The following is a 22,240-nucleotide window of genomic DNA, read 5'->3' on the forward strand; positions in this document are numbered from 1 at the left end:
CAGCCTGTTCGGCTTCCTCGGCTCGATCTGCGGCCCGCTGGCCTTCACCGCGCTGGTGGGCTGGAGCGGCAGCTATGCGGCGGCCTTCCTCGCCGCGGCCGGGCAGCTCGCCGCCTTCGGCTTGCTCAGCGTGCTGTTCCTGCGGCGCGGAGCGGAGCCAGCCATGGCCGTCACTCCCCCCGCACCTGAAAGGCCATTCGCCGCACCACGGCATCCACCGTCCGTGCCGGCAGCAGCGGCGCCAGCCGCAGGGCCCAGCCGAGCGGCCAGGGAAAGACGCATTGCGCCGCGCCACGCCGCAAGGCGCCCTCCACCCGCGCCGCCGCCGCGTCGGCGCTGAGGGAAAGCGGACGCGGCCCCACCCAGCGCGCCCCCATCGCGCTGTCGAAGAACCCCGGCGCCACCAGCGTGACACGGACCCCCTCCGGCGCCAGCCCCGCCCGCAGCGCCTCGCCATAGGCCCAGAGCCCGGCCTTGCTGGCGCAGTAGCCCGGGCTGTCGGGCAGGCCGCGAAAGGCCGCCAGCGAGGCCACCAGACCGACCGCCCCCGTGCCGCGCCGCCGCATCCCGGGCAGCAGCGGGTCCAGCAGGTTGAGCGCGCCGAGCAGGTTCACCTCCACCTGCGCCCGGGCGGCGGCCAGCCCTTCCGGCGCGCCGTCCGGCCGGGTGCCGGCGGCGATGCCGGCATTGGCGATGGCGAGGTCCACCGGCGCGGTCCTCTCCCACGCTTCCAGCAGCGCGGCCATGCCGGCGGCGTCCCGCACATCCCGCACGCCGGTCCGCGGCGCCGCGCCGCGTGCCGCGCAGTCCGCCGCCACTGCCTCCAGCGCCGCGCGGTCGCGGCCGATCAGGCCCAGCGTCACCCCCGGCGCCGCGAAGCGCCGCGCCAGCGCGGCCCCGAGGCCGCGTGAGGCGCCGGTGATGACGACGCTGCGGAACACACGCCTCATCGCCGCCGCCGCAGCCGCGCCAGCCCGCCGCGCAGCCAGCCCTCGAAGCCCCGGTGCAGGGTGAAGGGCGAAAGCTTCCAGGCCGTGGGATCGTCCAGCCGCTCCAGGATGACCTCCGGCGGGCAGGGCAGTTCGGTCACCGGGTCCACCTGGCGCGGGAAAAGGATCAGCGCGGCGGCGACCAGTTCATCCAGCGAGAGCGCGCGGCCGCGGCGCGGCGGCGGGTTGCGGTCCTCGGTCAGTCCCCAGCCGGCATAGAAGGGCTGCCCCCAGGTGACCACCGGCACGCCGCGCAGCAGCGCCTCGAAGCCGGAAAGCGAGGTCAGGGTGTGCACCGCCTCCACCTGGGGGAAGAGGGCCGTCAGCGGCGCTCCCGTCACCACCTGGTCGGCCAGCGCGTCGAGTTCCATGGCCTGCAGGCGGCCCTTGCGGAAGCCCGCCTCCAGGTCGGGGTGCGGCTTGTAGATCAGGAAGGCCCCGGGATGGGCCGCGCGCACCGCCTTCAGCAGGGCGAGGTTGCCGCCGATGGCGCCGCCGCCGAGCCGCACCGAGGCATCGTCCTCCACCTGCCCCGGGACCAGCAGGCGCGCCCGGCCGGGCGGCGCGGCAATCCTGGGGGCGGCGCCGGTCAGGTTGTACTTGGTGACACCGCGCGCGACGATGGCCTGGCGCAGCGCGGCCGCACGCGCCAGCAGGCGGGGCGGAAAATCGGCGGTGGTCAGCAGGTGCTCCAGCGCGCTGGGGCGCGCGGGATCGTAGTAGACGCCGTGCTGGTCCACCGCATAGGCCGCTCCGGGCAGGAAGCGGGCGCCAAGCCCGCGTGAGCGGACAAACCCGTCCTCCACGGTCAGCAGCGGAACCCCCGCGCGCGCGCAGTCCTCGCGGAAGCCCGGCGGCATGGCGCCGGCCCAGGCGGCGACGGCGCCACCCTGCCGCTTCGCCGCGGCGATGGCCCGTTGCGGTCGCCGCACAAAGGCGGGGGCTCCTCCGGCATGGGCGAAGAGCGCCGCCACGCGGCGCCGCTTCCAGGCGGCGATGCCCAGGCAGACAGCGACGCGCCGGTTCTCCCGCTGCGCGGCCTGCCAGGCGGCGAGCTGGTCGAGCGCCTGCTCGATGCGCCAGGGGCGGTGCAGAAAGGGATCGGCGCAGCGGGTGGCGGCGATCAGCTTGGCCCAGCGGGGTGCCGGGTCCAGCAAGGCTCCGCCGACCGGCACCCCGTTGGCGGATGCGAGGAGCGTCATCTCGGGCGACGCGCCGTAGAGGTCCGCAGCCAGGTCGAGCAGGGTCCAGGGTGCGAGGCGCTGCGGCAGCGCCGTTGCGCCGGCGGGCGGCACGAGCTGCGGTGGCGCCGCGGCGCGGGCGGCGGGATCGCGCGCCAGCAGCACCGCCCGGCCCCGCGCGGCGGCTTGCGCGGCGGCGAGCGCGGTGCGCGCCGCCGGCACGCCGGCGGGGTCGCATGGATCCATCACCAGCACGGCGCCGCGCTGCGGCAGCTGCAGTCCCGCGGCGCCCGGATCGGGCAGGCCGGGCTCGCCGCCCAGCCGCTCCGCGGCGACGCGCGCGGCCACCGCCCGGGCACGGTCCAGCGCCGCCGCGTCCGCCAGGGGTGGCGCTGCCGGATGCACCAGCAGCGCCACCGGGGCGTGCCGCCCGTTGAAGCAGGGGGAGCGCAGCGGGCCGGGTGCATAGCGGAGAATCGGCACCCCTCCCGCAGGCGCCGGAGCCGCCTCGGGGAGGATCCAGGCTGTCGCATGTTCTGGGGATACGAGCCGGTGCCCGGGCCAGAATGCCATCAGCCGCGACGCGTCGCATAACGCTGCCCCGGGAAAGGCGATGTCGCGGTCCGGCAAGGTCTCGCAAGACGCGAAAATCATCTTTAAAGATATTTCTCCCACGCGATCACGGGATGTTTTGCCAGAGGGGTTCCAGTCGGTTAGGTTCCGCCCATGCAAGACCGTGTGCAAGCCTGCGTGATCGGGAAGCCAAAACTTGGCCTTTTCTCGTTCGCCGCCCGGATGCCGCTGATTGGACTGATGCTCCTGGCGTTGATGCTGGCGGGCTGCGGCAGCTTTTCCCGCCGGAGCGACGTGGGCGCGGAAGCAAGCCCGGCCACGGCGGTCCTGCCGCCCGCGCGGCCGGCCGATCCCTTGGCGGCCTTTGCGGCGCAGGCGCAGCCCGGGCAGCAGGCCATGCTGGCGCCCGCGCCAGGCGCCTTGCCCGTTCCGGTACGGGTGGCGCGCAGCTATTTCGCGGCAAGCGGCTATCCCTGCCGCGCGCTGGCCATCGGCGGCGCCGGAGTGCCGCGTGAGGCGCTCTATTGCGGCGAACCCGCAGGCTGGGCGGCAGCACGGCCGTTGTTGCGCGGGGGAGCGGTGGGCCGGCCGTGATCGGCGATGTGCCCCGCCGCGAGCAGACGGGCGCTGTGGCGGCGCAGGTCGGCGTCATCAGCGCGCTGTTCATCCGCGAGATGCTGACGCGTGTCGGCCGCAGCCGGCTCGGCATCCTGTGGCTGATGGCGGAGCCGATCATCCTTTCCAGCCTGATCTCGCTGCTGCACTGGCTGAGCGGCTCCGATCTGCCGAACGGGCTGCCCGTCTTCCTGTTCTACGCGCTGGGCTATGTCCCCTTCATGATGTTCCGCTCCATCGTGAACCGGGGCGCGCACGCCATCCACGCCAACATCTCGTTGCTGCACCACAGCCGGATCACGCTGCTGGACGTGATGGTGTCGCGCAACCTCATGGAAGCGATGGTCTGCAGCACGGTCATCGCGCTCTACATGGTGATCGCCACCCTCTTCATGGGCGAGCCGCCGCATCAGCCGGCGCTGTTCATCTTCGGCCTGACGCTCAGCGCGCTGCTGGCCCACGGGCTGGCCATGGTGCTCGCATCAGCGCAGGTGGTCTGGGAATGGGTGGAGCACCTGGTGCATCCCTTCACCTACCTGATGCTGCCGATCTCGGCCTCCTTCTTCATGCTCGACATGATGCCGCAGGAAACGCGCGAGCTGCTGCTGTGGAACCCGCTCGTGCATGTGCACGAGATGAACCGCTGGGCCATGTTCGGTGATCGCGTCACGCCCTACTACGACGTCAGCTACGTGCTGCTCTGGATCATCATGCTGAACCTGCTGGGAATGGCCGGGCTGCGGGTGGCCCGGGTGCGCCTGAGCATCTCCGACTGAGCCGCCATGCTCGAGCTCCACAATGTCTGGAAGGTGTTCGAGAGCCGCCAGGGCCGGAAGGCTGTGCTGCGTGGCATCCACGCCTGCTTCCGGCGGGGCCAGCATGTCGGCATCCTCGGCCGCAACGGCGCCGGCAAGTCGACGCTGATGCGCATGCTGGCCGGCGTCGAGGCGCCGACGCGCGGCTACATCCGCCGCACCATGTCCATCTCCTGGCCGCTCGGCGGAGCCTATGGCCTGCACACCAGCCTGACCGGCATCGCCAATGCGCGCTTCATCGCCCGGCTCTACGGCCTCTCGCTGCAGCGCACGGAGGAGTTCGTGGCCGACTTCTCCGAGCTGGGCGCCTACTTCCACGAGCCGGTGAAGAGCTACTCCTCCGGCATGCGGTCGCGCCTGCTGATGGCGCTCTCCTTCGCGGTGGACTTCGAGTGCTACTTGGTGGACGAGGCGCTCTCCACCGGCGACGCCCGCTTCGCCAACAAATGCCTCGAAGTGTTCGAGGTGCGGCGCCGGAGCGCCGGAATGATCATGATCTCGCACAATGCCTCGCACGTGAAACGCTACTGCGACACGGCCGCGATCCTGCGGAACGGCATGCTGGAATTCTACGAGGACGTCGATGAAGCTATCGCCGCCTACCAGGGCCTCTGACGCGGGCCTGGCCGGCATTCCCCCGAGCGCCTCCGCCGGCAGGCGGCGCCGCTCGCCGCTGGTGCGCGCCCTGTGGCGGCGCCGCTTCTACCTGTTGCTCGTGGTGCTGCCGACCCTGCTGACCGCGGCCTATCTCTACCTCTTCGCGACCGGGCAATATGTCTCCGAGGCGCGTTTCCTCGTGCGCGGCCGGCAGGAGAACGGCGCCGCGACCGCGCTCGGCCAGATGATCGGAGCGGCGGGCTTCAAGCAGTCGGGCGAGGAATCGCTTGCCGTCCGCGACTACCTGCATTCGCACGACGCTCTCTACGCGCTGGAGCGGAACATCGAGCTGACCGGCCTCTACCGCCGCCCCGAGGCCGACCCCCTCGCCCGGCTGTGGTTCGCGGATCCGCCGATCGAGTTCCTTGAGCTCTACCACTCCAGCATGACCACGGTGAAGAACGACTCCACCTCCGGCATCACCACCCTGCGTTCGCGCGGCTTCCGGCCCGAGGATGCGAAGCTGATCGCGGAGGAGCAGCTCCGGCTGGCGGAGGCCTTCGTGAACCAGCTCTCCGCCCGCGCCCGCGAGGAGACGCTGCGCGTGGCCAACGAGGAGCTGCAGCGCGCCGAACGCCGCGTGCTGGAGTCGCAGGCGGCGCTCACGGCCTGGCGGCAGCGGGAGCAGGCGGTGGACCCGACCCGCAGCGCCGCCATCGGGCTGGAGGGGCTCGGCTCGCTGGAAGGCTTGCTGACCGCCGCGCGGGCCGAGCTGCAGGAGAAATCGGCCTTCATGCGGCCGGACAACCCGGCGATCAACAACCTGAAGAACCGCATCAGCTCGCTGCAGTCGGAGATCGCGGCCCAGCGCCAGCGCATGACGCAGGGCAGCGCGGCCCTCCCCGGACAGCTCGCCACCTACGAGCGGCTGCAACTGGAACGGGAGTTCGCCGACAAGCAGCTCGCCTCCGCCACCGCCTCGCTGGAAACGGCGCGGCTCGACGCCCAGCGGCAGCAGCTTTTCCTCTCGCGCGTGGTGGAGCCGAACCTCGCCGAGTACCCCCTCTATCCCCGCGCCTCGCTGATCGTGCTGAGCGTCTTCGTGGTGCTGTCGGCCCTTTACGGCATTGGCTGGATGCTGGTTGCAGGAATCCGTGAACATGCCCTCTAGTCGCGCGCTGCTCTCCGCCGCCCTGGTCCTGCTGGCGGCCAGCGGGGCACCGGCCCGGACCCAGAACCTGTCGGCGCCGGTTCCCGCCCTCATGGGCCAGCCGCAGCAGGTGCCGCAGCTGCTGCCGGACAGCAACATCGTCAACCGCGCCGGCACCGCCACCGAGGCCGAGGCGGGCGCCATCGCGGAAGGCCCGCTGGCCGATCCGCTGCGCCCCGAAGGCCCGAGCCGCACGGTGTTCGGCTCCGCCCTGTTCACCCGTGGCGCTCCCACGCCGTCGGAAAGCGCCAACCCCAACTACCGCCTCGGCCCGGGCGACCGCGTCAGCGTGCGCGTCTGGGGGCCGGTGGAGTCGGAGGTGGTCGGCGCGATCGACCCGGAAGGCAACCTGTTCCTGCCCTCGATCGGGCCGCTGCGCCTGGGCGGCGTGCGGGCGGGCGACCTGCAGCGCACGGTCGAGGGGGAGGTGCGGCGGGTCTACACGCAGCAGGTGCAGGTCTATGCCGTGCTGCTTTCGGCCAGCCAGATCGGCGTCTATGTCACCGGCTTCGTCAAGACGCCGGGCCGGCACATGGGCTCCGGCTCCGAGACAGTGCTCGACTTCCTGCTGCGCGCCGGCGGCGTGGACCCGGTGCGCGGCTCCTACCGCAACATCGTGGTCAACCGTGGCGGCCGCGCGGTGGTGCGGATCGACCTCTATCCCTTCCTGCTGCGCGGCCAGCTCCCCAAGCTGACCCTGCAGGACGGCGACACCATCGTGGTCGGCAAGCAGGGCGCGACGATCTCGGCGGATGGCGCCGTGCGCAACAATTTCCTCTTCGAGGTGGATGGCCGCGCGATGAGTGGCAGCGAGTTGGTGGACCTCGCCGGACCGCTCCCCTCGGCCACCAACGCCGTGATCCGCGGCACCCGCAGCGGCCAGCCCTGGTCGCGCTACGTGGACGTGGCGCAGCTGCGCAAGCAGTCGCTGCTCGATCAGGACGTCGTCACCTTCATCACCGACGCCCCTGCCCCTACCGTGCGCGTGTTCGTCGAGGGCAGCCGGATCGGCCCCTCGGTGCTGGTGGCCGACCGCGACATCACCCTCTGCCAGGTGCTCGACCACGTGGCGGTTGACCCGGCGCTGGCGGATACCAGGTCGGTCTACCTGCTGCGCAAGCGCATCGCCGCGCAACAGCGCCGCGCCATCAACGAGGCGCTGGACCGCCTGGAGCGGCAGCTCTTCACCGCCACCTCCGCGACCACCGGCGTGGCCGAGATCCGCAGCCAGGAGGCGCAACTCGTCTCCAACTACATCCAGCGCGGCAGGCGCATCCAGCCGGAGGGGCGCCTGGTGGTGATGGACAACGGCGGCCGCTGCTCGCCCGTCCGGCTGGAGGATGGCGACACCATCGTGATCCCCGAGCGCTCCGACACCGTGCTGGTGGCGGGCGAGGTGATCGCGCCGCAGGCGGTGCTGTGGCAGCCCAAGATGACGATCGACCAGTATGTCGAGAAGGCCGGCGGCTACACCCAGCGCGGCGACAGCGGCGGCGTCATGATCCGGCGCGCCAGCGGCCAGATCATCCTTGACCCGCGCGAGGGGCCGCGCCCGGGTGACGAGCTGATCATCCTGCCGCAGCTCGGCGCCAAGAGCTTCCAGATCACGCGGGACCTGCTGCAGCTCATCTACCAGTCGGCACTCTCGGTGCGGATCTTCCAGTAGTCCGCCGGAAAAGGGCGGGGGAAGGAATTCCCCCGCCCACCCGTCTTCTTTCCGTCAGCTCTGGCGCACGCGTTCCGCCAGCACGGGAACCGGCGGAAAAGAGAACGGGGTCCTGGGAGAATGCACTCCCCCAGGCTTCCTCACACCTCGTGCAGCGGCGTGGCTGCGACGAAGTGGCGTGCCTCCAGCAGCGCCAGCCGCTCGCCGGGCTCCTGCAGCCGGGCGAAGCCGAAGGCCCGCACGCCGATGCCGACGGCGCGGCCCGCCGCATCCTGCCCCGGCGCCCGGCACAGGATCTCCAGTTGCCGCGCCGCGCCACCGGCCGGAACGTCCAGCCCGGCCGGGATGCGCTTGCGGGCCGGCACGGTCACCGCGAGCGGCGCCCCCGCCGGCACCCCGTCACGCAGGGCCTGCAATTCGACCTGCTGGTCCGCCTCGGCTCCCTCCAGCTCCAGCTCGAAGCGCAGCGCCCCGTCATTCCCGTCGCCCGGCGGCAGGGCGAGCAGGGCCGCGCCAGGACGCGTCCAGCAGCCCCAGTCCTCCAGGGGATACCACCCCTCGCCCGCGCGCACGGTTTCCGCCACCGCCATGGCGAGGCCGGGGCGGCGCGCGGCCAGGCGGCGCAGCGGGTGCAGGCGGCCTGCGGCCAGCGGCAGGCGGGGCGGGCCGCCGCCGCGCAGGGCCAGGCGCTCCGCCTCGGCCTGCAGCTGCGCCGCGACCGCCGCCCAGTTCCGCAACGGTACTGCGGCGGCTCGTGCCTCCGCCTCCGCCCGGAAGGCGGGTTCGGTGATGAGCCGCTCCAGCTTTTCGGCGAGGTCCGGCTCGCTGCCCGGCGTGAAGAACACGGCGCCGCCCTGGCCGGATTCGAGCAGGGCGGAATGGCCGGGCGCCAGCACCGCGCGGCCATGCGCCAGGCTCTCGGTCACCGGCAGGCCCCAGCCCTCGTGCAGGCTGTTGTAGAGGGTGAACAGGCTCCTGCCGTAGAGCGCGAACAGCAGCGGGTCGGCCACTTCCTCCAGCACCCGCACACTGGCCCGCAGCTCCGGCGCCTGCTCCAGCAGCATGAGCGCCGCCTCCGCCCGCCAGCCCGGCTGGCCGACGCAGACCAGCAGCGGCACCTGCCGCGCGCCGAGCCGGCGCAGCAGGGTCAGCCAGGCGCTGAACACCGTGCGGTGGTCCTTGCGCCCCTCGATGGTGGAGACGAACAGCACGAAGGGCAGGCGGCCCTGGAGCAGGGCATGGTCCGGCGCAGGGCCGGGCGGCAGGGCGCGGGGAGCCGCGTCCATCCGCACCACCGCTGCGGACGGCACCGGCAGTTCCGGCAGCAGCGCGGCGTGCAGGCGGCGCATGTCGTCGCGGGTGGAGCGGGAAACCGTCAGCACCCCGTCGGCATGCAGCGCGAGGCTGGCGAACCACCGGGCGTAGCCCCGCACCGTGCTCTCCTGGCAATGCTCGGGCAGCAGCAGCGGCACGCAGTCGTGCAACAGGGGCACGTGGCGCAGCCCGTCCCGCGCGCGCGCCTCCCGCAGGCAGGCCAGGAAGCCCTCCATGCCCCAGGTGCCGCCCAGCGTCACCAGCACGGCACCCGGCGCGAAGCGGAGCGGCGGCGCCAGGCTGAGCAGCGTGCCCAGCAGGCCGGCCGCCTCCTGCCAGGCCGCCTCCGAGGCCGCGGTGCCGCTTGCCATCAGATGGGCCAGCCGGTGCAACAGGGCGGGCGGCAGATCGCGCCAGCCGTCGGCCGCCGGCGGCATGGCGCAGAGGCGTGGCGGCCGCGGCCCGGCCAGCGCCGCCAGCGCGATCCCGAGCTGCACCCGCTGGATGCCGCTCGGCACCCGGCGGCCATGGTGGATCCAGTTCGCCAGATCGGTCAGGTCCAGCACGATCCCGCCCGCGGCGGGTGCCGCATGGTGCGGTTCATGGGCCGCCAGCGCCAGCCATTCCACCCAGGGCGCCTCCGCCGCCGGATCCAGCGCCAGCGCCCGCGCATAGGCCTCCCGCGCCGCCTCCCGCTCGCCCAGGAGCTTCTCCGCATGACCGATCTGCAGCGGGATGTCGGCGTCCTCCGGGCGCAGGCGCGCGGCGGAGCGGTAGAGCGCCAGCGCCTCGGCCACATGCCCGGATTCCTTGAGGCAATGGGCCTGCTGCACCTGCATGCCGGCGTCCTCCGGCCGCAGCCGCAGGAAGGCGGCGTAAGCCGCCGCCGCCGCCTGCCAGGCACTGCGGTCCCGCAGGCTGTCCGCCTTCCGGCGCAGTTCCTCGGCCTGCCGCTCCGCGTCCTCGTCCATGGCCTGCCTCTTCTGCCTGCCTCTGTCTTACGGCCTCCGGCCGGCCTCGGGTCAAGAGCCGGGGGCAGCGGCTTTCGCTTTCTCTGCGAAGCGCGACTCGGCTAAATTCAACCCATGCAGCCCCGCATCTATCTCGATGGCTACAATCTCGCGCTCGATCAGGGCACCGGGGTTGCCACCTATGCCCGCAACCTGAGCTTCCGCCTCGGCGCCATGGGCGCGGAGGTGGGCGTGCTCTACGGCACCCGCGCCAGCCCCAGCCGCAACGCGCTGATCCGCGAGATCGCCTTCTTCGACAACCGCGTCGGCGAGGCGCCGCCGCTGCTGCGCTGGATGCGCAACGCGCGGCGCACCGTGCTCGGTCCCTTCGGCGAATACGCCACCGGCGTGCCCGTCACCGGCCGCGTGGTGGCCACCACCTTCGAGAGCCGCCTGCCGCATTTCGACCACCTCTGGAACGTCGAGAACGGCTTCGTCCAGGCGATCAACCACTTCAAGCTGTTCAAGAACCGGCTGCGCGTGCGGATGCCGCGCCCGCCCGAGATCATGCACTGGACCTATCCCCTGCCGATGCAGGTGGTCGGCGCCAAGAACATCTATTGCCTGCACGACCTGGTGCCGCTGCGCCTGCCCTACACCACGCTGGACCACAAGCGGCGCTACTTCCGCCTCAACCGCATGCTGGTGCGCAAGGCGGACCACATCGTCACCGTCAGCGAGGCCTCGCGGCGTGACATCATCAACCTGCTCGGCGCCGACCCGGAGAAGGTGACCAACACCTACCAGTCCGTCGAGCTGCCGCGGAAGTTCACCGACAAGCCGGAGGCTGAGGCGCGCGACGAGATCCGCGGCAGCTTCGGCCTGGACTGGAAGGGCTACTTCCTGTTCTTCGGCGCCATCGAACCGAAAAAAAACGTCGGCCGGATGATCGAGGCCTTCCTCGCCTCCGGCTCCGACCTGCCGCTGGTGCTGGTCGGCAAGCAGGCCTGGAAGAGCGAGGAGGAGCTGCGCCTCCTGTTCGACGACCACATCCGCTACCAGGTGCAGGAGGGCAGCATCCTGCGCACAAAGCGCAAGATCATCCTGCTGGACTACGCGCCCTTCCGCCTGCTGGTCTCGCTGATCCGCGGCGCCAAGGCGGCGCTTTTCCCTTCGCTCTACGAGGGCTTCGGCCTGCCGCCCCTGGAAGCCATGAAGCTCGGCACGCCGGTGCTGACCACCAACACCTCCTCCCTGCCGGAGGTGGTGGGGGATGCCGCCCTCACCGTGGACCCCTATGACGTGCGCGGCATCGCCGAAGGCATCCGGGCGCTCGACTCCAACGCCGATCTCTGCGCCTGGCTGGCGGATGCCGGACCGCGGCGGGCGGCCCTGTTCAGCGGCGCGGCCTATGAGAAGCGGCTGGCCGAGGTGTATTCCCGGCTCGGCGTCCGTTGCCCGGAGCCGACGCCCGAGGTGCAGCCCCTGGCGGCGGAATAGCGGCGCGGCCGGGAGCCGCGCCTCGGAGAAGCGGGCGGGAAAACCTTGGGGGGAATGAGCTCCCCTCTCCTGCCGGCGGTTCCCGGTTCTGTTCTTCGCCAGATGCACGGCCTGGCCCGGGCGCCCTCCCGCCCCGGCCATTGTCATCGCCTGCCCGGCTGTTCTAGGCTTGCTCCGCTCTGGCGGAGCTGAACGGCCTGCGGCCGGAAAACTACTTGCCCCGTGCGGAACGGGTTTCCGCCAGGGTCGAACATGTCCAGCCGCCAGCAGCCTCTCCCATATTCTTCACCCGTGACCCGCCGACGCGCGGCATGGATCGCGCGTCCGGTGTCACGGCGCCCGCGAGGGAATGCCGTAGCATGAGCGATTCCAGCACCTTCCTGCCGGTTCCCGCCGCCTATGACCGCTGGGCCGGCAGCTATGACAACGACGAGAACCCGATGGTCTTCGCCGCCCGCCGGGCCATGGCCGGGCTGGCGGCGGCCGCCGCGGGCCTCGATGTGGTCGAGTTCGGCTGCGGCACGGGGCAGAACCTTTCCCTGCTGCGCCGCCACGGCGCCCGCAGCCTGCGCGGCTGTGATCTTTCGGCGGGAATGCTCGCCCAGGCGCGGGCACGCGACCCGGCGCTGCAGCTCTGGCGGCAGGACATGGCGCAGCCCCTGCCGCTCGCCGACGCCACGGCCGACCTGGCGCTGTTCAGCCTGTCCCTGGAGCATGTCGCCGCCCTGGCGCCGCCTCTGGCCGAGGCGCGGCGCCTGCTGCGGCCCGGCGGACGGCTGGCCGTCCTCGAGATCCACCCCTATCTGACGTTGGGCGGCATCGGCGCCCATTTCCGCGACGCCACCGGAGAGGTGCGGATGCCGAGCTTTCCGCATGGCTTTGCGGACTATCTCAACACCTTCGCCGCGCTGGACCTGCGGCTGCTCCGCTGCAGGGAATGGCGCCCGCGCGACCTGGGCGACGGGCTGCCGCCCAAGGTGCTGAAACGGGGGCCGGACTTCCCGCTGCTGGTGGAATTCGCCCTGACCAGGGAATGACCGGGCGGCCCACGGGCGGGGCTTTCCGGCGGCAAGGCCGCCAGCCAGGCGAGGCGCCGGAGGGTCATTCCCCTGCAGGGCCATTCCCCCAGCCCGGCCAGATTTTTTCGAACTGTCGCAGAACGCAAGACCGGGATTTGCGTTTGGGCGGGCTGGAGGGAGGATACGAGAATGCTCATGCACAGCGACTCGCCCGATATCGGCCCTCGTCCGGTCTCCGCAGGCCAGGCCGAGGAACGCGGTACGAACCCGGACACCAAGACGGGCCTGCTCGAGCCCGGCGAAACCTGCTGGGCGATCGAGCGCGCCAACCGCTTCGCGGTGATCATTGATGGGGCAGACTATTTCCGCGCGGCCAAGTCGGCCATCCTGAAGGCCCGCCACCATGTGCTGCTGATCGGCTGGGACTTCGATGCCCGCGTGGCGCTGGAGCCGGAGCCGGAGCAGCAAACCTTGCCCGGTCCAAACCGCATCGGGCGCTTTCTCAACTGGATCGCCCGCGAGCGGCCCGACCTGCGGGTGCGCATCCTGAAATGGGACCTCGGCTTCCTGCGGACCCTCGGCCGGGGCGAGACACCCTTCTTCCTGCTGAACTGGCTGATCGGCCGCAAGATCCGGCTGAAGCTGGATGGCGCCCATCCGACCGGTGCCGCGCACCACATGAAGCTGATGGTCATCGACGACACGCTGGCCTTCTGCGGCGGCATCGACATGACCGTCGGCCGCTGGGACACGCGCGCGCACCGCAAGGATTGCCAGGCCCGCCAGACTCCGCACGGCAGCCCGCTCGGCCCCTGGCACGATGCGACCACCTGCGCCGACGGCCCGCTGGCACGCCGCCTGGCCGAGTTGGCGCGCGAGCGCTGGCAGCGCGCCACCGGCGAGCGGCTGGAAGCCCCGCCGCTGGACAACGACCCGTGGCCGGACGGGCTCGAGCCGGACTTCCGCGATGCGCAGATCGGCATCGCCCGCACCCTCGCCGCCTTCAAGGACTACCCGCAGGTCTGCGAGATCGAGGCGCTGACCTTCCGAGCCATCGCGGCGGCTCGCCGCACGCTCTATATCGAGAGCCAGTATTTCGCCTCCCGCCGCGTCGCCGAGGCCATTGCCGCGCGGCTGCGCGAGCCGGACGGGCCGGAAGTGGTCATTATCAACCCCGATTCGGCGGATGGATGGCTGGAGGCCAAGGCGATGGACTCGGCCCGCAGCCGGCTGCTCCGCCTGGTGCAGCGGGCCGACCGGCACGGCCGCTTCCGCGTCTACTACCCCGTCAACGAGGCCGGCCAGCCGATCTACGTGCATGCCAAGATCCTCTGCGTGGACGACGCGCTGCTGAAGATCGGCTCGGCCAACCTGAACAACCGCTCCCTCGGCTTCGATACGGAATGCGACGTCGCCATCGAGGCGGCGGCCAGCGCCGACCCTGCACAGGCGCGCGCCTTCATCCTGCGCCAGCGGAACGAGCTGCTGGCCGAGCATCTCGGGCGGAGCACGGACGCGGTCGCGGCGGCGCTGGAGGCCGCGGAAGGCTCGCTGATCGGCGCCCTGGATGCGCTGAACACCGGCCCCAAGCGGCTGGTTCCGCTGCAGCCCAGTCCCCTGACCGCCGACGAGGAAATCATCGCCGAATCCGACCTTGTGGACCCGGAACGGCCGGCCAGTCTGCGGCACGAGGTCCGCGCCCGGCTTCCCGGCTGGGGCGCGGAACGGAACGCGTCCTCTGCTTGACCGGCCATCCCGGCTTGCGGCGCAATGGCGAGGCGGCCGGCGCGCCGGATCCGGAGCGCCGGCCGTCGTCAGAGCAGGTTCCGCCCCGGCGGAGGGAGGGTCGTCCCTCCCGCCTCCTCAGCGCCTCGCCAATGCCGCCAAGCAACGGAGGGACCCGGCCGATGGCTCAGAACATTTACGACGATCCGGACTTCTTTCAGGGCTACAGTCAGCTGGGCCGCTCGGTGCAGGGGCTGGCCGGCGCCGCGGAGTGGCCCGCCCTGCAATCCATGCTGCCGGCCTTGCGCGGGCGCCGCGTTGTGGACCTCGGCTGCGGCTTCGGCTGGTTCTGCCGCTGGGTGCGCGAACAGGGCGCATCGGCGGTTCTGGGCCTCGACCTCTCCGAGCGGATGCTGGCGCGCGCGCGGGCGACGACGTCCGACCCGGCGATCACCTACGAGCAGGCCGACCTGGAGCAGCTTCGGCTTCCCGCGGCGGCCTTCGACCTCGCCCACAGCTCCCTGGCCCTGCACTACGTGGTGGCGCTGCCCGCGCTGCTGGCGCAGGTGCACGATGCGCTGGCGCCGGGCGGGACGTTGGTCTTCTCGGTGGAGCACCCGATCTACACCGCGCCGCGCCGGCCCGGCTGGACCACCGACGCGGAGGGCCGCAGCACCTGGCCGGTGGATGCCTACCTCCACGAAGGGCCGCGCAGCACGGACTGGCTGGCCACGGGCGTGATCAAGCAGCACCGCATGATCGGCACCTATGCGAAGCTGCTGATCGGGCTGGGCTTCACGCTCGCCCATCTCGAGGAATGGGGGCCCGCGCCGGCGCAGGTCGCCGCCCGCCCCGAGCTCGCGCTGGAATGCGAGCGCCCCGCCTTCCTGCTGGTGGCGGCCCGGCGCTGAGCCGTGCGAAGCAGCCGGCCCGCCGCGGCCGCCCGGGTCGCGGCGGGAAGGATCAGGCGGCTTCCAGCGCCATCGGCGGCGTCCGCGCCACGCCCCAGCCCTCGATGATCTTCTCCACCGCCCGGCCCGCACGCAGCAGCAGGGCCTCCTCGAAGGGGCGCGCGACAAGCTGGGCCGAAAGCGGCAGCCCGTCATCGCTGAAGCCCACGGGCATGGAGAGCGCCGGGTTGCCGGTGACGTTGAAGGGGATGGACTGGATGTTCATCGGCCCTGCCCGATCCGCGGGATACTCGTCGAAGCGCGGTGCCGGGCCGAGCGCCATGGCGGTCAGCAGCAGGTCGTGCCGCCGCAGCGCCACGCGGTTCACCGCCTCCGAGAGTTCGCGCCGCAGCCGTTGCGCCTGGATGTAGTCGGCCGCGCTGATCGTCGCGCCGATGGCGACGCGCGCCAGGAAAAGGGCGCCGTAGTCCAGCGGGCGCTCGCGCAGGTCGGCCTCGTGGATCGCATAGGCCTCCGCGATCATGAGCACGCGGCCGCAGGTGCCGAACAGGTCGTAATCCGGCAGCACCACCTCCTCGACAATGGCGCCCTGCGCGGCCAGGGAGTCGGCCAGCCGCTCCAGCGCGGCGCCGGTGGCCGGCGTCAGCCCCTCCGCGTTGCAGTAGAGGTTGCGCGGCAGGCCGATGCGCAGGCCGGCCACTCCCTGCTCCAGGCCGGCACGGAGGTCCGGCACGGGGCGGTCGGCGCTGGCCGGGTCGCCGGGATCGTAGCCGGCGATGACCTGGGTGGTGATCGCCGCGTCCTCCACGCTGGCGGCGAGCGGCCCGCAATGGTCCAGCGTGTAGGACAGCGGGAAGACGCCGCGCCGGCTGACCAGCCCATAGGTCGGCTTCAGCCCCACCAGGCCGCAATAGGCCGCGGGGCCGCGGATCGAGCCGCCGGTGTCGGAGCCCATGGCCATCCGCACCAGTCCGGCCGCCACGGCGGCGCCGGAGCCGGAGGAGGAGCCGCCGGTGACATGCTCCAGGTTCCACGGGTTGCGCGCCGGCGGGAAGGGCAGGTCGAAGCTCGGGCCGCCGAGGGCGAATTCATGCGTCGCCAGCTTGCCGAGCAGCACGCCGCCGCCCTCCGCCAGCTTGCGGGCCACCACACTGTCCTGCTGCGGCACGTTCTCCGCCAGCAGCTTGGAGTGGCAGGTCGTGCGGATCCCGGCGGTGTCGTAGATGTCCTTCAGCGCATAGGGGATGCCATGCATCGGGCCGCGGTCGGTGCCGCGCGCCAGCTCGGCATCGGCGCGCGCGGCGTCCGCCATGGCGCGCTCCCCGGTGAGCAGCACGAAGCTGTGCAGCACCGGATCGAGCGCGGCGATGCGGTCGAGGTGATGGCGCGCCAGCGCCACGGCAGTGAGGCTTCCCTCGCGCAGCCGGCGGCCGGCCTCGGCGATGGGCAGGCCGTGCAAGGGCGCCTCGCTCATGGCGTCCGCTCCCGCGTCACCGTGTCCAGCACAAAGGTGCCGGCCGGCTCGGCGGCGGCGGTGCGGGCGCCGCGCAGCTGCGGCAGCACGGCCTGGAGTTCGCGATAGCCGCTCAGCACGCCGGCATAGCGTTCGGGGGGAATGGTGATGCCGGCACGGCGCAGCAGCAGATCCAGCGCCGCATCGGGCTCCTCCTGGGCTTGGCTCATCCGCATTTCCTCTGCATCGGATTCAACGGGAAACGCTAGAGCCTGAGGCGCAACAAGAAAAGTTCGGGAAAGCATTTTCCCGGCCGTTCCTCACCTGCCCGAGGACCCGGCATCCGAGAGAATCGAGGCGGAGCGGTCTTCCAGGAACAGCCGCCCGCGCGCCGGCCGCAGCAGGCGGATCGGCGCGCCCTTTTCCGCCGGACGGCGTTACGGCAGCAGCAGCCGCCGCGTTTCCCGGCTGTCCTTCAGGTCCGGCAGGCGCAGCGCCGTGCGCGCGGTTTCCGCCCGCTCAGCCCCGCCTCCTCCGCCTTGCCGGCGCCGGCGGCCCGAGGCCGCCTGCCTCCTACCGCGCCGTGCCCAGCACAAGGAGCGCCACCTTGCGCCCCTGGCCGTTCGCCTGGAGCGCGAAGCCGATATCGGTCACGACCGGGTCGAGCAGCTGCTGGCGGTGCTGCGGATCGTTGAGCCATTGCTGCCGGAAGAAGCGGAGATCGGCCTGGGTCGGCTGTGTTCCGCAGCCGCCGCAGGCACCGGCAAGCACGGCCAGGGAGCGCCATCGCTGCCGCTGGTCTTCCGGCACGGCATCGCGCAGCTGCTGGGAGGAGCCGAGCGAGATCGTTTCCGAGCCGGGGTCGGGCAGCAGCGCCTGCGCCGCCGTGTTGAGGGCGACGCTGGGCTGCAGCTTGCCAACGCCCTCCTTCGCGCGCGCCTCGTTGATCATTCGCGCGGCGCCAGCGGCCAGCGCCTCGCCGGACAGCGCCTCGCCGGACAGGGCGTCCGAGGTCGCCTCCGCGCCGCCGCCGCGCGAGGTGCCCGGACCGGCGAAGGTCTGGACGGCATAAAGCCCCCCGCCGGCCTCCACGACGATGCCGAAGCCGAAGCGGCGGAGCCCTTCGCGCAGGATGTTCTCGCGGTGGTGCGGGCTGTTCATCCAGCCTTGCTGCAACTGCCCGACCGTGGCCGCCGTCGCGGGCGGGCCGCAGTTCTGGCAACGCGCGATGTTCTCCTCAACAAGATCCCAGCGGCTGCCGCCGGCCTCCATATAGCGGTCCCTGACGTCATCGCCCTCGGGCGAGGTGTGGGAATAATAGTGGCGCTTCAGCATGTCCCGCGCATGGGACTGGGCCGCCTTCTCCAGGTCGGCGCCGGTTTCCAGGGGTGCGCGGCCTTGTGCCTGCCGGGCCTGGTTCACCAGCTCCAGCGCATGCCGGCGCAGCCCGGCCAGATCCTCGCCCTCAGCGGCCCCCGCGCTCGCCGCGAGGGCAAGAAGCAGCGCCACAAGGGCCATGCCAGGCATCTGCTTGATCATGCGCGCATCCCCTCTCCCGGTGCTGCCGCAGGGGAATGCCCGCTGCCGGCTCGCAGTTGCCGGAGGTTCAGGGACAGGGATTGAAATGCCTCCCGACCCTTTTCCCGTTTCTCGGATTTTCCCCGCCTTCTCCCGGCCCGCGCTGGAACTGACAGAAGAAAGCAAGGGGATCTGGAGGAATTCCTGCCCCCGGCCGTTCTCCACCTTCCACGGCGGCATTCCGTCCGGCTTCTTCAGTGCCGCAACAGGGAGAGCACGATCTCCAGCGCGATCAGCGCCAGGATGGCGATTTCCAGCAACTCGGCGCGGGCGCCGGCGGCCTCGCCATGCAGCGCCGTGTAGGTTTCCCGGATGATCGCCAGCTTGCGATCCACCGCCGCGCTGACATCGGAGACACGGAACAGGTCCATCGCGGCGGCGTAGACGCGGGCGAGGTAGACGTCCTCCGTCACCTGCAGGGCGTTGTCCACCCGCTCGGCCAGTTCCGTCACCTCGGCCACCAGCGTGTGCAGCCGCCGGGCAAGCCCCCCATAGCGCCGCGAGGCGAGCAGGGGGATGCGCCGGCGCGCCGCCTCGACGAGGTTGCGCATGCGCGGCAGTTCCTCGTCCAGCATCTCGTCGTAGGTGCGCATCTCCAGCAGCTGGGCGTTCGCCATCTCCAGCACATCGGCCACGTCCGGCTCGCGCTGCGGCTCGTAGATGAAGGCACGGTCCCAGGTGAGCACCACCAGGTCGTCAGGGTGGTAGGAGAAGCGGTGCCGCAGCAGGTCGCGCCGCGCGCTCTCGGAAAGCGGCCGCGTCTCGCCCGAGAGCAGCGGCACCAGGTCCACCTGCGCCAGCAGCATCTCCGCCGTCACCGGCCTGTCGAAGGCATCCGCCACGGCGATCAGGTAGTCCTCCTGCAGCGGCGCCGTCGTTGGGCGGTCCAGCGCCTCCCCCAGCAGGTCACGCAGCCCGCCGAGCAGCCGGTCCCACAACGGTGCTTCCGCCGCCGGCCCCACCGCCTGGTCGATCTGGTTCACCAGCGCGGCGAAGTCATGCCAGGCCAGGTCGCGCACCGGCAGCCGCAAGGCCAGGGCGGCGATGCCGAAGTCGTAAAGGCGCACGGTCGCGGCGGCGCGCACCGTCTGCCCGCCGACCGGCAGCGACACGGCGCCCAGTTCCAGCGCGAGCGGCGGCACCCCGAAGGAAACCGCCTTGGCCGGCGTGCCGACCAGCCGGCTCCGCGCGCTGCTGCCTTGCGTGCGCTGCGCCCAGAGCGCCTCGGCGCGCTTCAGGTCGATCTCATAGGCCAGGTCGAAAAGCCGCAGGGCGACCACCTGCCCCGTGTGCACCCGTGGTTCGTCCGTTGCCATGCCCTGCTGCCTGACCCTTTCCGTTGCCCGCCGCCAAAAGGAAGCTCGTGAACCCGGGAGTTTCGATCCCGATGCGGGCTTCCCGGCGAAGCCAAGCGCATCCTGGGCCGGAGCGCACGGAACGCGGAATGAAGATTCGAAGCGGCGCCGCGGCCGCTTTTGCCGGGAGGGGGGGTTTTCCCTCGCCTGGCCTGTCCGCCGGCGGGAATGCGGCTATGCTGCCGGCCCCATGCAGCGCTGGCTGATCCTCGCCGACGACCTGACCGGGGCGAATGATTGCGCGGTCGCCTTTGCCCGCCACGGCCATGCCGCCGCGGTGGTCTGGGGCAATGGCGCGGCCGAGCCCGGCGACAGCGTTGTCGCCGTTGATGCCGACAGCCGGCGCCTGCCGCCCGATGCCGCCGCGGCCCGCCACCGCGCCCTGCTGGAGGCCTGGCGCAGCCCTGGCGCGGCCCTGTTCAAGAAGATCGACTCCACCCTGCGGGGGCAGCCGGCGGCGGAGCTGGCGGAAACCCTGGCCGTGCTGCGCGAGGCCGGCCAGCCGGCGCTCGCCATCGTCGCACCGGCCTTCCCGGCCACGGGCCGCACCACCGAAGGCGGCCACGTCCGGCTGAATGGCGACCCACTGGAAGCCACGCCCCTCTGGGCGCGCGACCACACCTATCCCACCGCCGAGCTCTCCGCCGTGCTGGCCGCCGCCGGCCTCGATGCCGGGCACCTGCCGCTTGAGGCCCTCCGCGCGGGCGATGCCCCGCCCGCCGCCGCCCTGCGCGGGGCGCTTGCCGCCGGCACGGCCGCCATGGTCTGCGACGCCGCCACGGCGGAGGACCTCGCCGCCATCGCCCGCGCCACCCTGCCGCTTTGGCGCCGGGTGGTTTGGGTCGGCACCGGAGGGCTGGCGGCGGCGCTGGCGGCGGCGGCCCCGGGCGGCCGTGCGGAGCCTCCGCCCCTCCCCTCCTTACCAGCTTCCGGGGGCCTCCTGCTGGTGGTGGGCAGCGTCGCCGAGGCCTCGCGCGCCGCCGCCGAGCGGCTGCTGCGGGCGGGCGGCGTGCACTTCTTCCCGATCGCCCCCGCCTTGCTGCGCGCCGGCCCGGGCGCGGAGTGGCATGCGGCGGCGGAAGCGATTGCCGGCGTGCTCGCGCGGGGGGAGGATGCACTGGTGACCATTGGCACCGAGCCGGCCGCCGACCTGCGGCAGGGCGCCGCCCTGACGGAGGCGCTGGCGATGCTGCTGCGCCCCGCCGGGCGGCGCATGGGCGGGCTCTTCGCAACCGGCGGCGAAACCGCCCGCGCGGTGCTGGCCGGGCTCGGCATCGGCAGCATCCGGCTGCTGGACGAGGTGGAGCCGGGGGTGCCGCTGGGCCTGACGCGGGGGCGAGCCGGCGTTCCCGTTGTCACCAAGGCGGGCGCCTTCGGAAACATGGACACGATCGGGCGCGCGCGGGACCGGATGCGCGCCCTGCTGCAGGGGAGAGACCCGGAATGAGCGCACCGGATACGCGGCCGATCGTGGCCATCACCATGGGCGACGCCTCCGGCATCGGCCCCGAGATCATCATGAAGGCCCTGGCGCGGCACGAGGTCTATGACCTCTGCCGCCCGCTGGTGGTCGGCGACGCCAACCGCCTGCGCGAGGCGGGCGCGATCACCGGGGCCGGCCTGGAGGTGGCCGCGCGGCCTTCGCCGGCCGAGGCACGCTTCACCCCCGGCACGGTGGACTGCATCGACCTCGGCCTGATCCCGCCCGGCCATCCCTGGGGCCAGCTCTCCGCCCTCTCGGGCGAAGGCGCCTTCCGCTTCATCGAGCGCGCCACGCGCCTCGTCGAGGCCGGCGAGGCGGATGCCATCTGCACCGCGCCGCTCTCCAAGGAGGCGCTGCATGCCGCCGGCCACAAATATCCCGGCCATACCGAGCTGCTGGCGCACCTGACCGGCACGCCGGAAGTCTCGATGATGCTGGTGGCGCCCAGGCTGCGCGTCATCCACGTCACCACGCATATCGGCCTGGTCGACGCCATTCGGAAGATCGAGCCCGCGCTGGTGCGGCGGGTGATCGCCCGCGGCCGCGCGACGCTGCGGAAGTCCGGCATCGCCGAGCCCCGCATCGGCGTCTGCGGCATCAACCCGCATGCCGGGGAGAACGGCCTGTTCGGCCATGGCGAGGAGGCGGAGAAGATCATCCCCGCCGTGCGCGCCTGCCAGGCGGAGGGCTGGAAGGTGGAAGGGCCCTTGCCGGCGGACACGCTGTTCTACCGCGCCGCGCGCGGCGACTTCGACCTCGTGGTGGCGATGTACCACGACCAGGGCCATGCCCCAGTGAAGGTGATGGGGCTGGAGGCCGGGGTGAACATCACCGTCGGGCTGCCGGTGGTCCGCACCTCGGTGGACCACGGCACCGCCTTCGACATCGCCGGCAAGGGCCTGGCGGACGAAGGCAGCCTGATCGAGGCGCTCCGGCAGGCCGCCGAGCTGGCGCCCGGGCGGGAGCGCGCCGGCGGCCGGGCGGACCCGCCGTCTCACCAGTAGGAGAACAACACCAGCAAGGCCAGAACGGCGATCACCAGCGGAGCGATATAGGCCCAGCGTCGCCTGGGCCGCCGCACATCGATGTAGCCGAGCTGCGCCTTCTGTTTTGGGTCCCCCTGCTTCTGCATCGCTCCTCCACTCTCGCCCGCCAGAACAGTGGCCGGCGGGATGCGCCTGGTCCACGCAACCGGCGAGCAAGGCGGAGGTTCGCACCCCGCGACCTGGGCGTGCGGGAGTGGTCCCGACAGGGATTGCAGGAGGTTTCCCCAGCGAAGGCTGGGCCATGCGACCACCCGGCATCC

The 22,240-nt window shown here is 72.2% G+C and carries 19 protein-coding genes; 11 read left to right on the forward strand and 8 right to left on the reverse strand.

Translation table 11 applies throughout. From position 1 onward, the window contains the following. Positions 1-170: 170 nt before the first annotated feature. Positions 171-950 (reverse strand): SDR family NAD(P)-dependent oxidoreductase, encoded by a 780-nt coding sequence (locus E0493_RS12750; protein ID WP_160937334.1) that lies wholly within the window; start codon positions 948-950, stop codon positions 171-173. Beyond that, the gene (locus E0493_RS23900) at positions 947-2,653 is read right to left on the reverse strand and encodes a capsular polysaccharide export protein, LipB/KpsS family (RefSeq protein WP_160937335.1); all 1,707 of its coding nucleotides are present in this window, start codon (positions 2,651-2,653) and stop codon (positions 947-949) included. The genes E0493_RS12750 and E0493_RS23900 overlap by 4 nt, the downstream gene beginning before the upstream one ends. A 330-nt stretch (positions 2,654-2,983) precedes the next feature. On the opposite strand from E0493_RS23900, the gene E0493_RS12760 reads away from it, so the two are divergent. Genes E0493_RS12760 through E0493_RS12780 form a run of 5 tightly spaced genes read left to right on the forward strand, consistent with a single transcriptional unit; the run spans position 2,984 to position 7,646 of the window. Then, positions 2,984-3,337, forward strand: a complete 354-nt coding sequence (locus E0493_RS12760) for a hypothetical protein (protein WP_160937336.1) — start codon at positions 2,984-2,986, stop codon at positions 3,335-3,337. After that, on the forward strand, positions 3,334-4,134 hold the full coding sequence (locus tag E0493_RS12765) for an ABC transporter permease (RefSeq protein ID WP_367614510.1): 801 nt from the start codon (positions 3,334-3,336) through the stop codon (positions 4,132-4,134). Before E0493_RS12760 ends, E0493_RS12765 begins: the two co-directional genes overlap by 4 nt. A gap of 6 nt (positions 4,135-4,140) precedes the next feature. Then, complete coding sequence (locus tag E0493_RS12770; protein ID WP_160937337.1) at positions 4,141-4,788, forward strand: ABC transporter ATP-binding protein; 648 nt, start codon at positions 4,141-4,143, stop codon at positions 4,786-4,788. Further along, positions 4,757-5,941: a capsule biosynthesis protein gene (locus E0493_RS12775; protein WP_235913749.1), complete on the forward strand. Its 1,185-nt coding sequence runs from the start codon at positions 4,757-4,759 to the stop codon at positions 5,939-5,941. Before E0493_RS12770 ends, E0493_RS12775 begins: the two co-directional genes overlap by 32 nt. Beyond that, on the forward strand, positions 5,931-7,646 hold the full coding sequence (locus tag E0493_RS12780; RefSeq protein WP_160937338.1) for a polysaccharide biosynthesis/export family protein: 1,716 nt from the start codon (positions 5,931-5,933) through the stop codon (positions 7,644-7,646). Before E0493_RS12775 ends, E0493_RS12780 begins: the two co-directional genes overlap by 11 nt. A 140-nt stretch (positions 7,647-7,786) precedes the next feature. On the opposite strand, the gene E0493_RS12785 is transcribed toward E0493_RS12780, so the two are convergent. Further along, positions 7,787-9,931, reverse strand: coding sequence for a glycosyltransferase (locus E0493_RS12785; protein WP_160937339.1), 2,145 nt, complete (start codon positions 9,929-9,931; stop codon positions 7,787-7,789). Between the two features lie 114 nt (positions 9,932-10,045). Between E0493_RS12785 and E0493_RS12790 the strand changes: the two genes are divergently transcribed. The 4 genes from E0493_RS12790 (at position 10,046) to E0493_RS12805 (ending at position 15,065) form a co-directional block, all read left to right on the forward strand. After that, entirely contained in the window at positions 10,046-11,410 is a 1,365-nt protein-coding gene (locus E0493_RS12790) for a glycosyltransferase family 4 protein (protein WP_160937340.1), read from the forward strand. A 359-nt stretch (positions 11,411-11,769) separates the two neighbouring features. Beyond that, a complete protein-coding gene (locus E0493_RS12795; RefSeq protein WP_160937341.1) occupies positions 11,770-12,447 on the forward strand; it encodes a class I SAM-dependent methyltransferase in 678 nt (225 codons plus the stop codon). A 171-nt stretch (positions 12,448-12,618) separates the two neighbouring features. Then, positions 12,619-14,175, forward strand: a complete 1,557-nt coding sequence (locus E0493_RS12800) for a phospholipase D-like domain-containing protein (protein ID WP_202397102.1) — start codon at positions 12,619-12,621, stop codon at positions 14,173-14,175. A 161-nt stretch (positions 14,176-14,336) separates the two neighbouring features. After that, on the forward strand, positions 14,337-15,065 hold the full coding sequence (locus E0493_RS12805) for a class I SAM-dependent methyltransferase (protein ID WP_160937342.1): 729 nt from the start codon (positions 14,337-14,339) through the stop codon (positions 15,063-15,065). Positions 15,066-15,117: 52 nt separating this feature from the next. Here E0493_RS12805 and E0493_RS12810 read toward each other — a convergent pair whose 3' ends face one another. From E0493_RS12810 to E0493_RS12825, 4 genes are all read right to left on the reverse strand, one after another. Continuing rightward, positions 15,118-16,539 carry an amidase gene (locus E0493_RS12810; protein WP_160937343.1) on the reverse strand — a complete coding sequence of 474 codons (1,422 nt, stop codon included), beginning with the start codon at positions 16,537-16,539 and terminating at the stop codon, positions 15,118-15,120. Beyond that, positions 16,536-16,748: a hypothetical protein gene (locus E0493_RS12815; RefSeq protein ID WP_160937344.1), complete on the reverse strand. Its 213-nt coding sequence runs from the start codon at positions 16,746-16,748 to the stop codon at positions 16,536-16,538. Before E0493_RS12815 ends, E0493_RS12810 begins: the two co-directional genes overlap by 4 nt. Positions 16,749-17,091: 343 nt before the next feature. Continuing rightward, a complete protein-coding gene (locus tag E0493_RS12820) occupies positions 17,092-18,057 on the reverse strand; it encodes a CAP domain-containing protein (RefSeq protein WP_160937345.1) in 966 nt (321 codons plus the stop codon). A 233-nt stretch (positions 18,058-18,290) separates the two neighbouring features. Beyond that, positions 18,291-19,412, reverse strand: a complete 1,122-nt coding sequence (locus E0493_RS12825; RefSeq protein ID WP_160937346.1) for an RMD1 family protein — start codon at positions 19,410-19,412, stop codon at positions 18,291-18,293. 229 nt (positions 19,413-19,641) lie between these two features. On the opposite strand from E0493_RS12825, the gene E0493_RS12830 reads away from it, so the two are divergent. After that, entirely contained in the window at positions 19,642-20,898 is a 1,257-nt protein-coding gene (locus E0493_RS12830; protein ID WP_160937347.1) for a four-carbon acid sugar kinase family protein, read from the forward strand. Beyond that, positions 20,895-21,938, forward strand: coding sequence for a 4-hydroxythreonine-4-phosphate dehydrogenase PdxA (pdxA, locus tag E0493_RS12835; RefSeq protein ID WP_160937348.1), 1,044 nt, complete (start codon positions 20,895-20,897; stop codon positions 21,936-21,938). Before E0493_RS12830 ends, pdxA begins: the two co-directional genes overlap by 4 nt. Here the strand turns inward: pdxA and E0493_RS12840 are convergent. Continuing rightward, complete coding sequence (locus tag E0493_RS12840) at positions 21,929-22,066, reverse strand: hypothetical protein (RefSeq protein WP_160937349.1); 138 nt, start codon at positions 22,064-22,066, stop codon at positions 21,929-21,931. The two genes, pdxA and E0493_RS12840, sit on opposite strands and share 10 nt — an antisense overlap. Between the last annotated feature and the right edge of the window lie 174 nt (positions 22,067-22,240).

Origin of the sequence: Teichococcus coralli (assembly GCF_009829925.1) — a bacterium.
Classification (GTDB): Bacteria; Pseudomonadota; Alphaproteobacteria; order Acetobacterales; family Acetobacteraceae; genus Pseudoroseomonas; species Pseudoroseomonas coralli.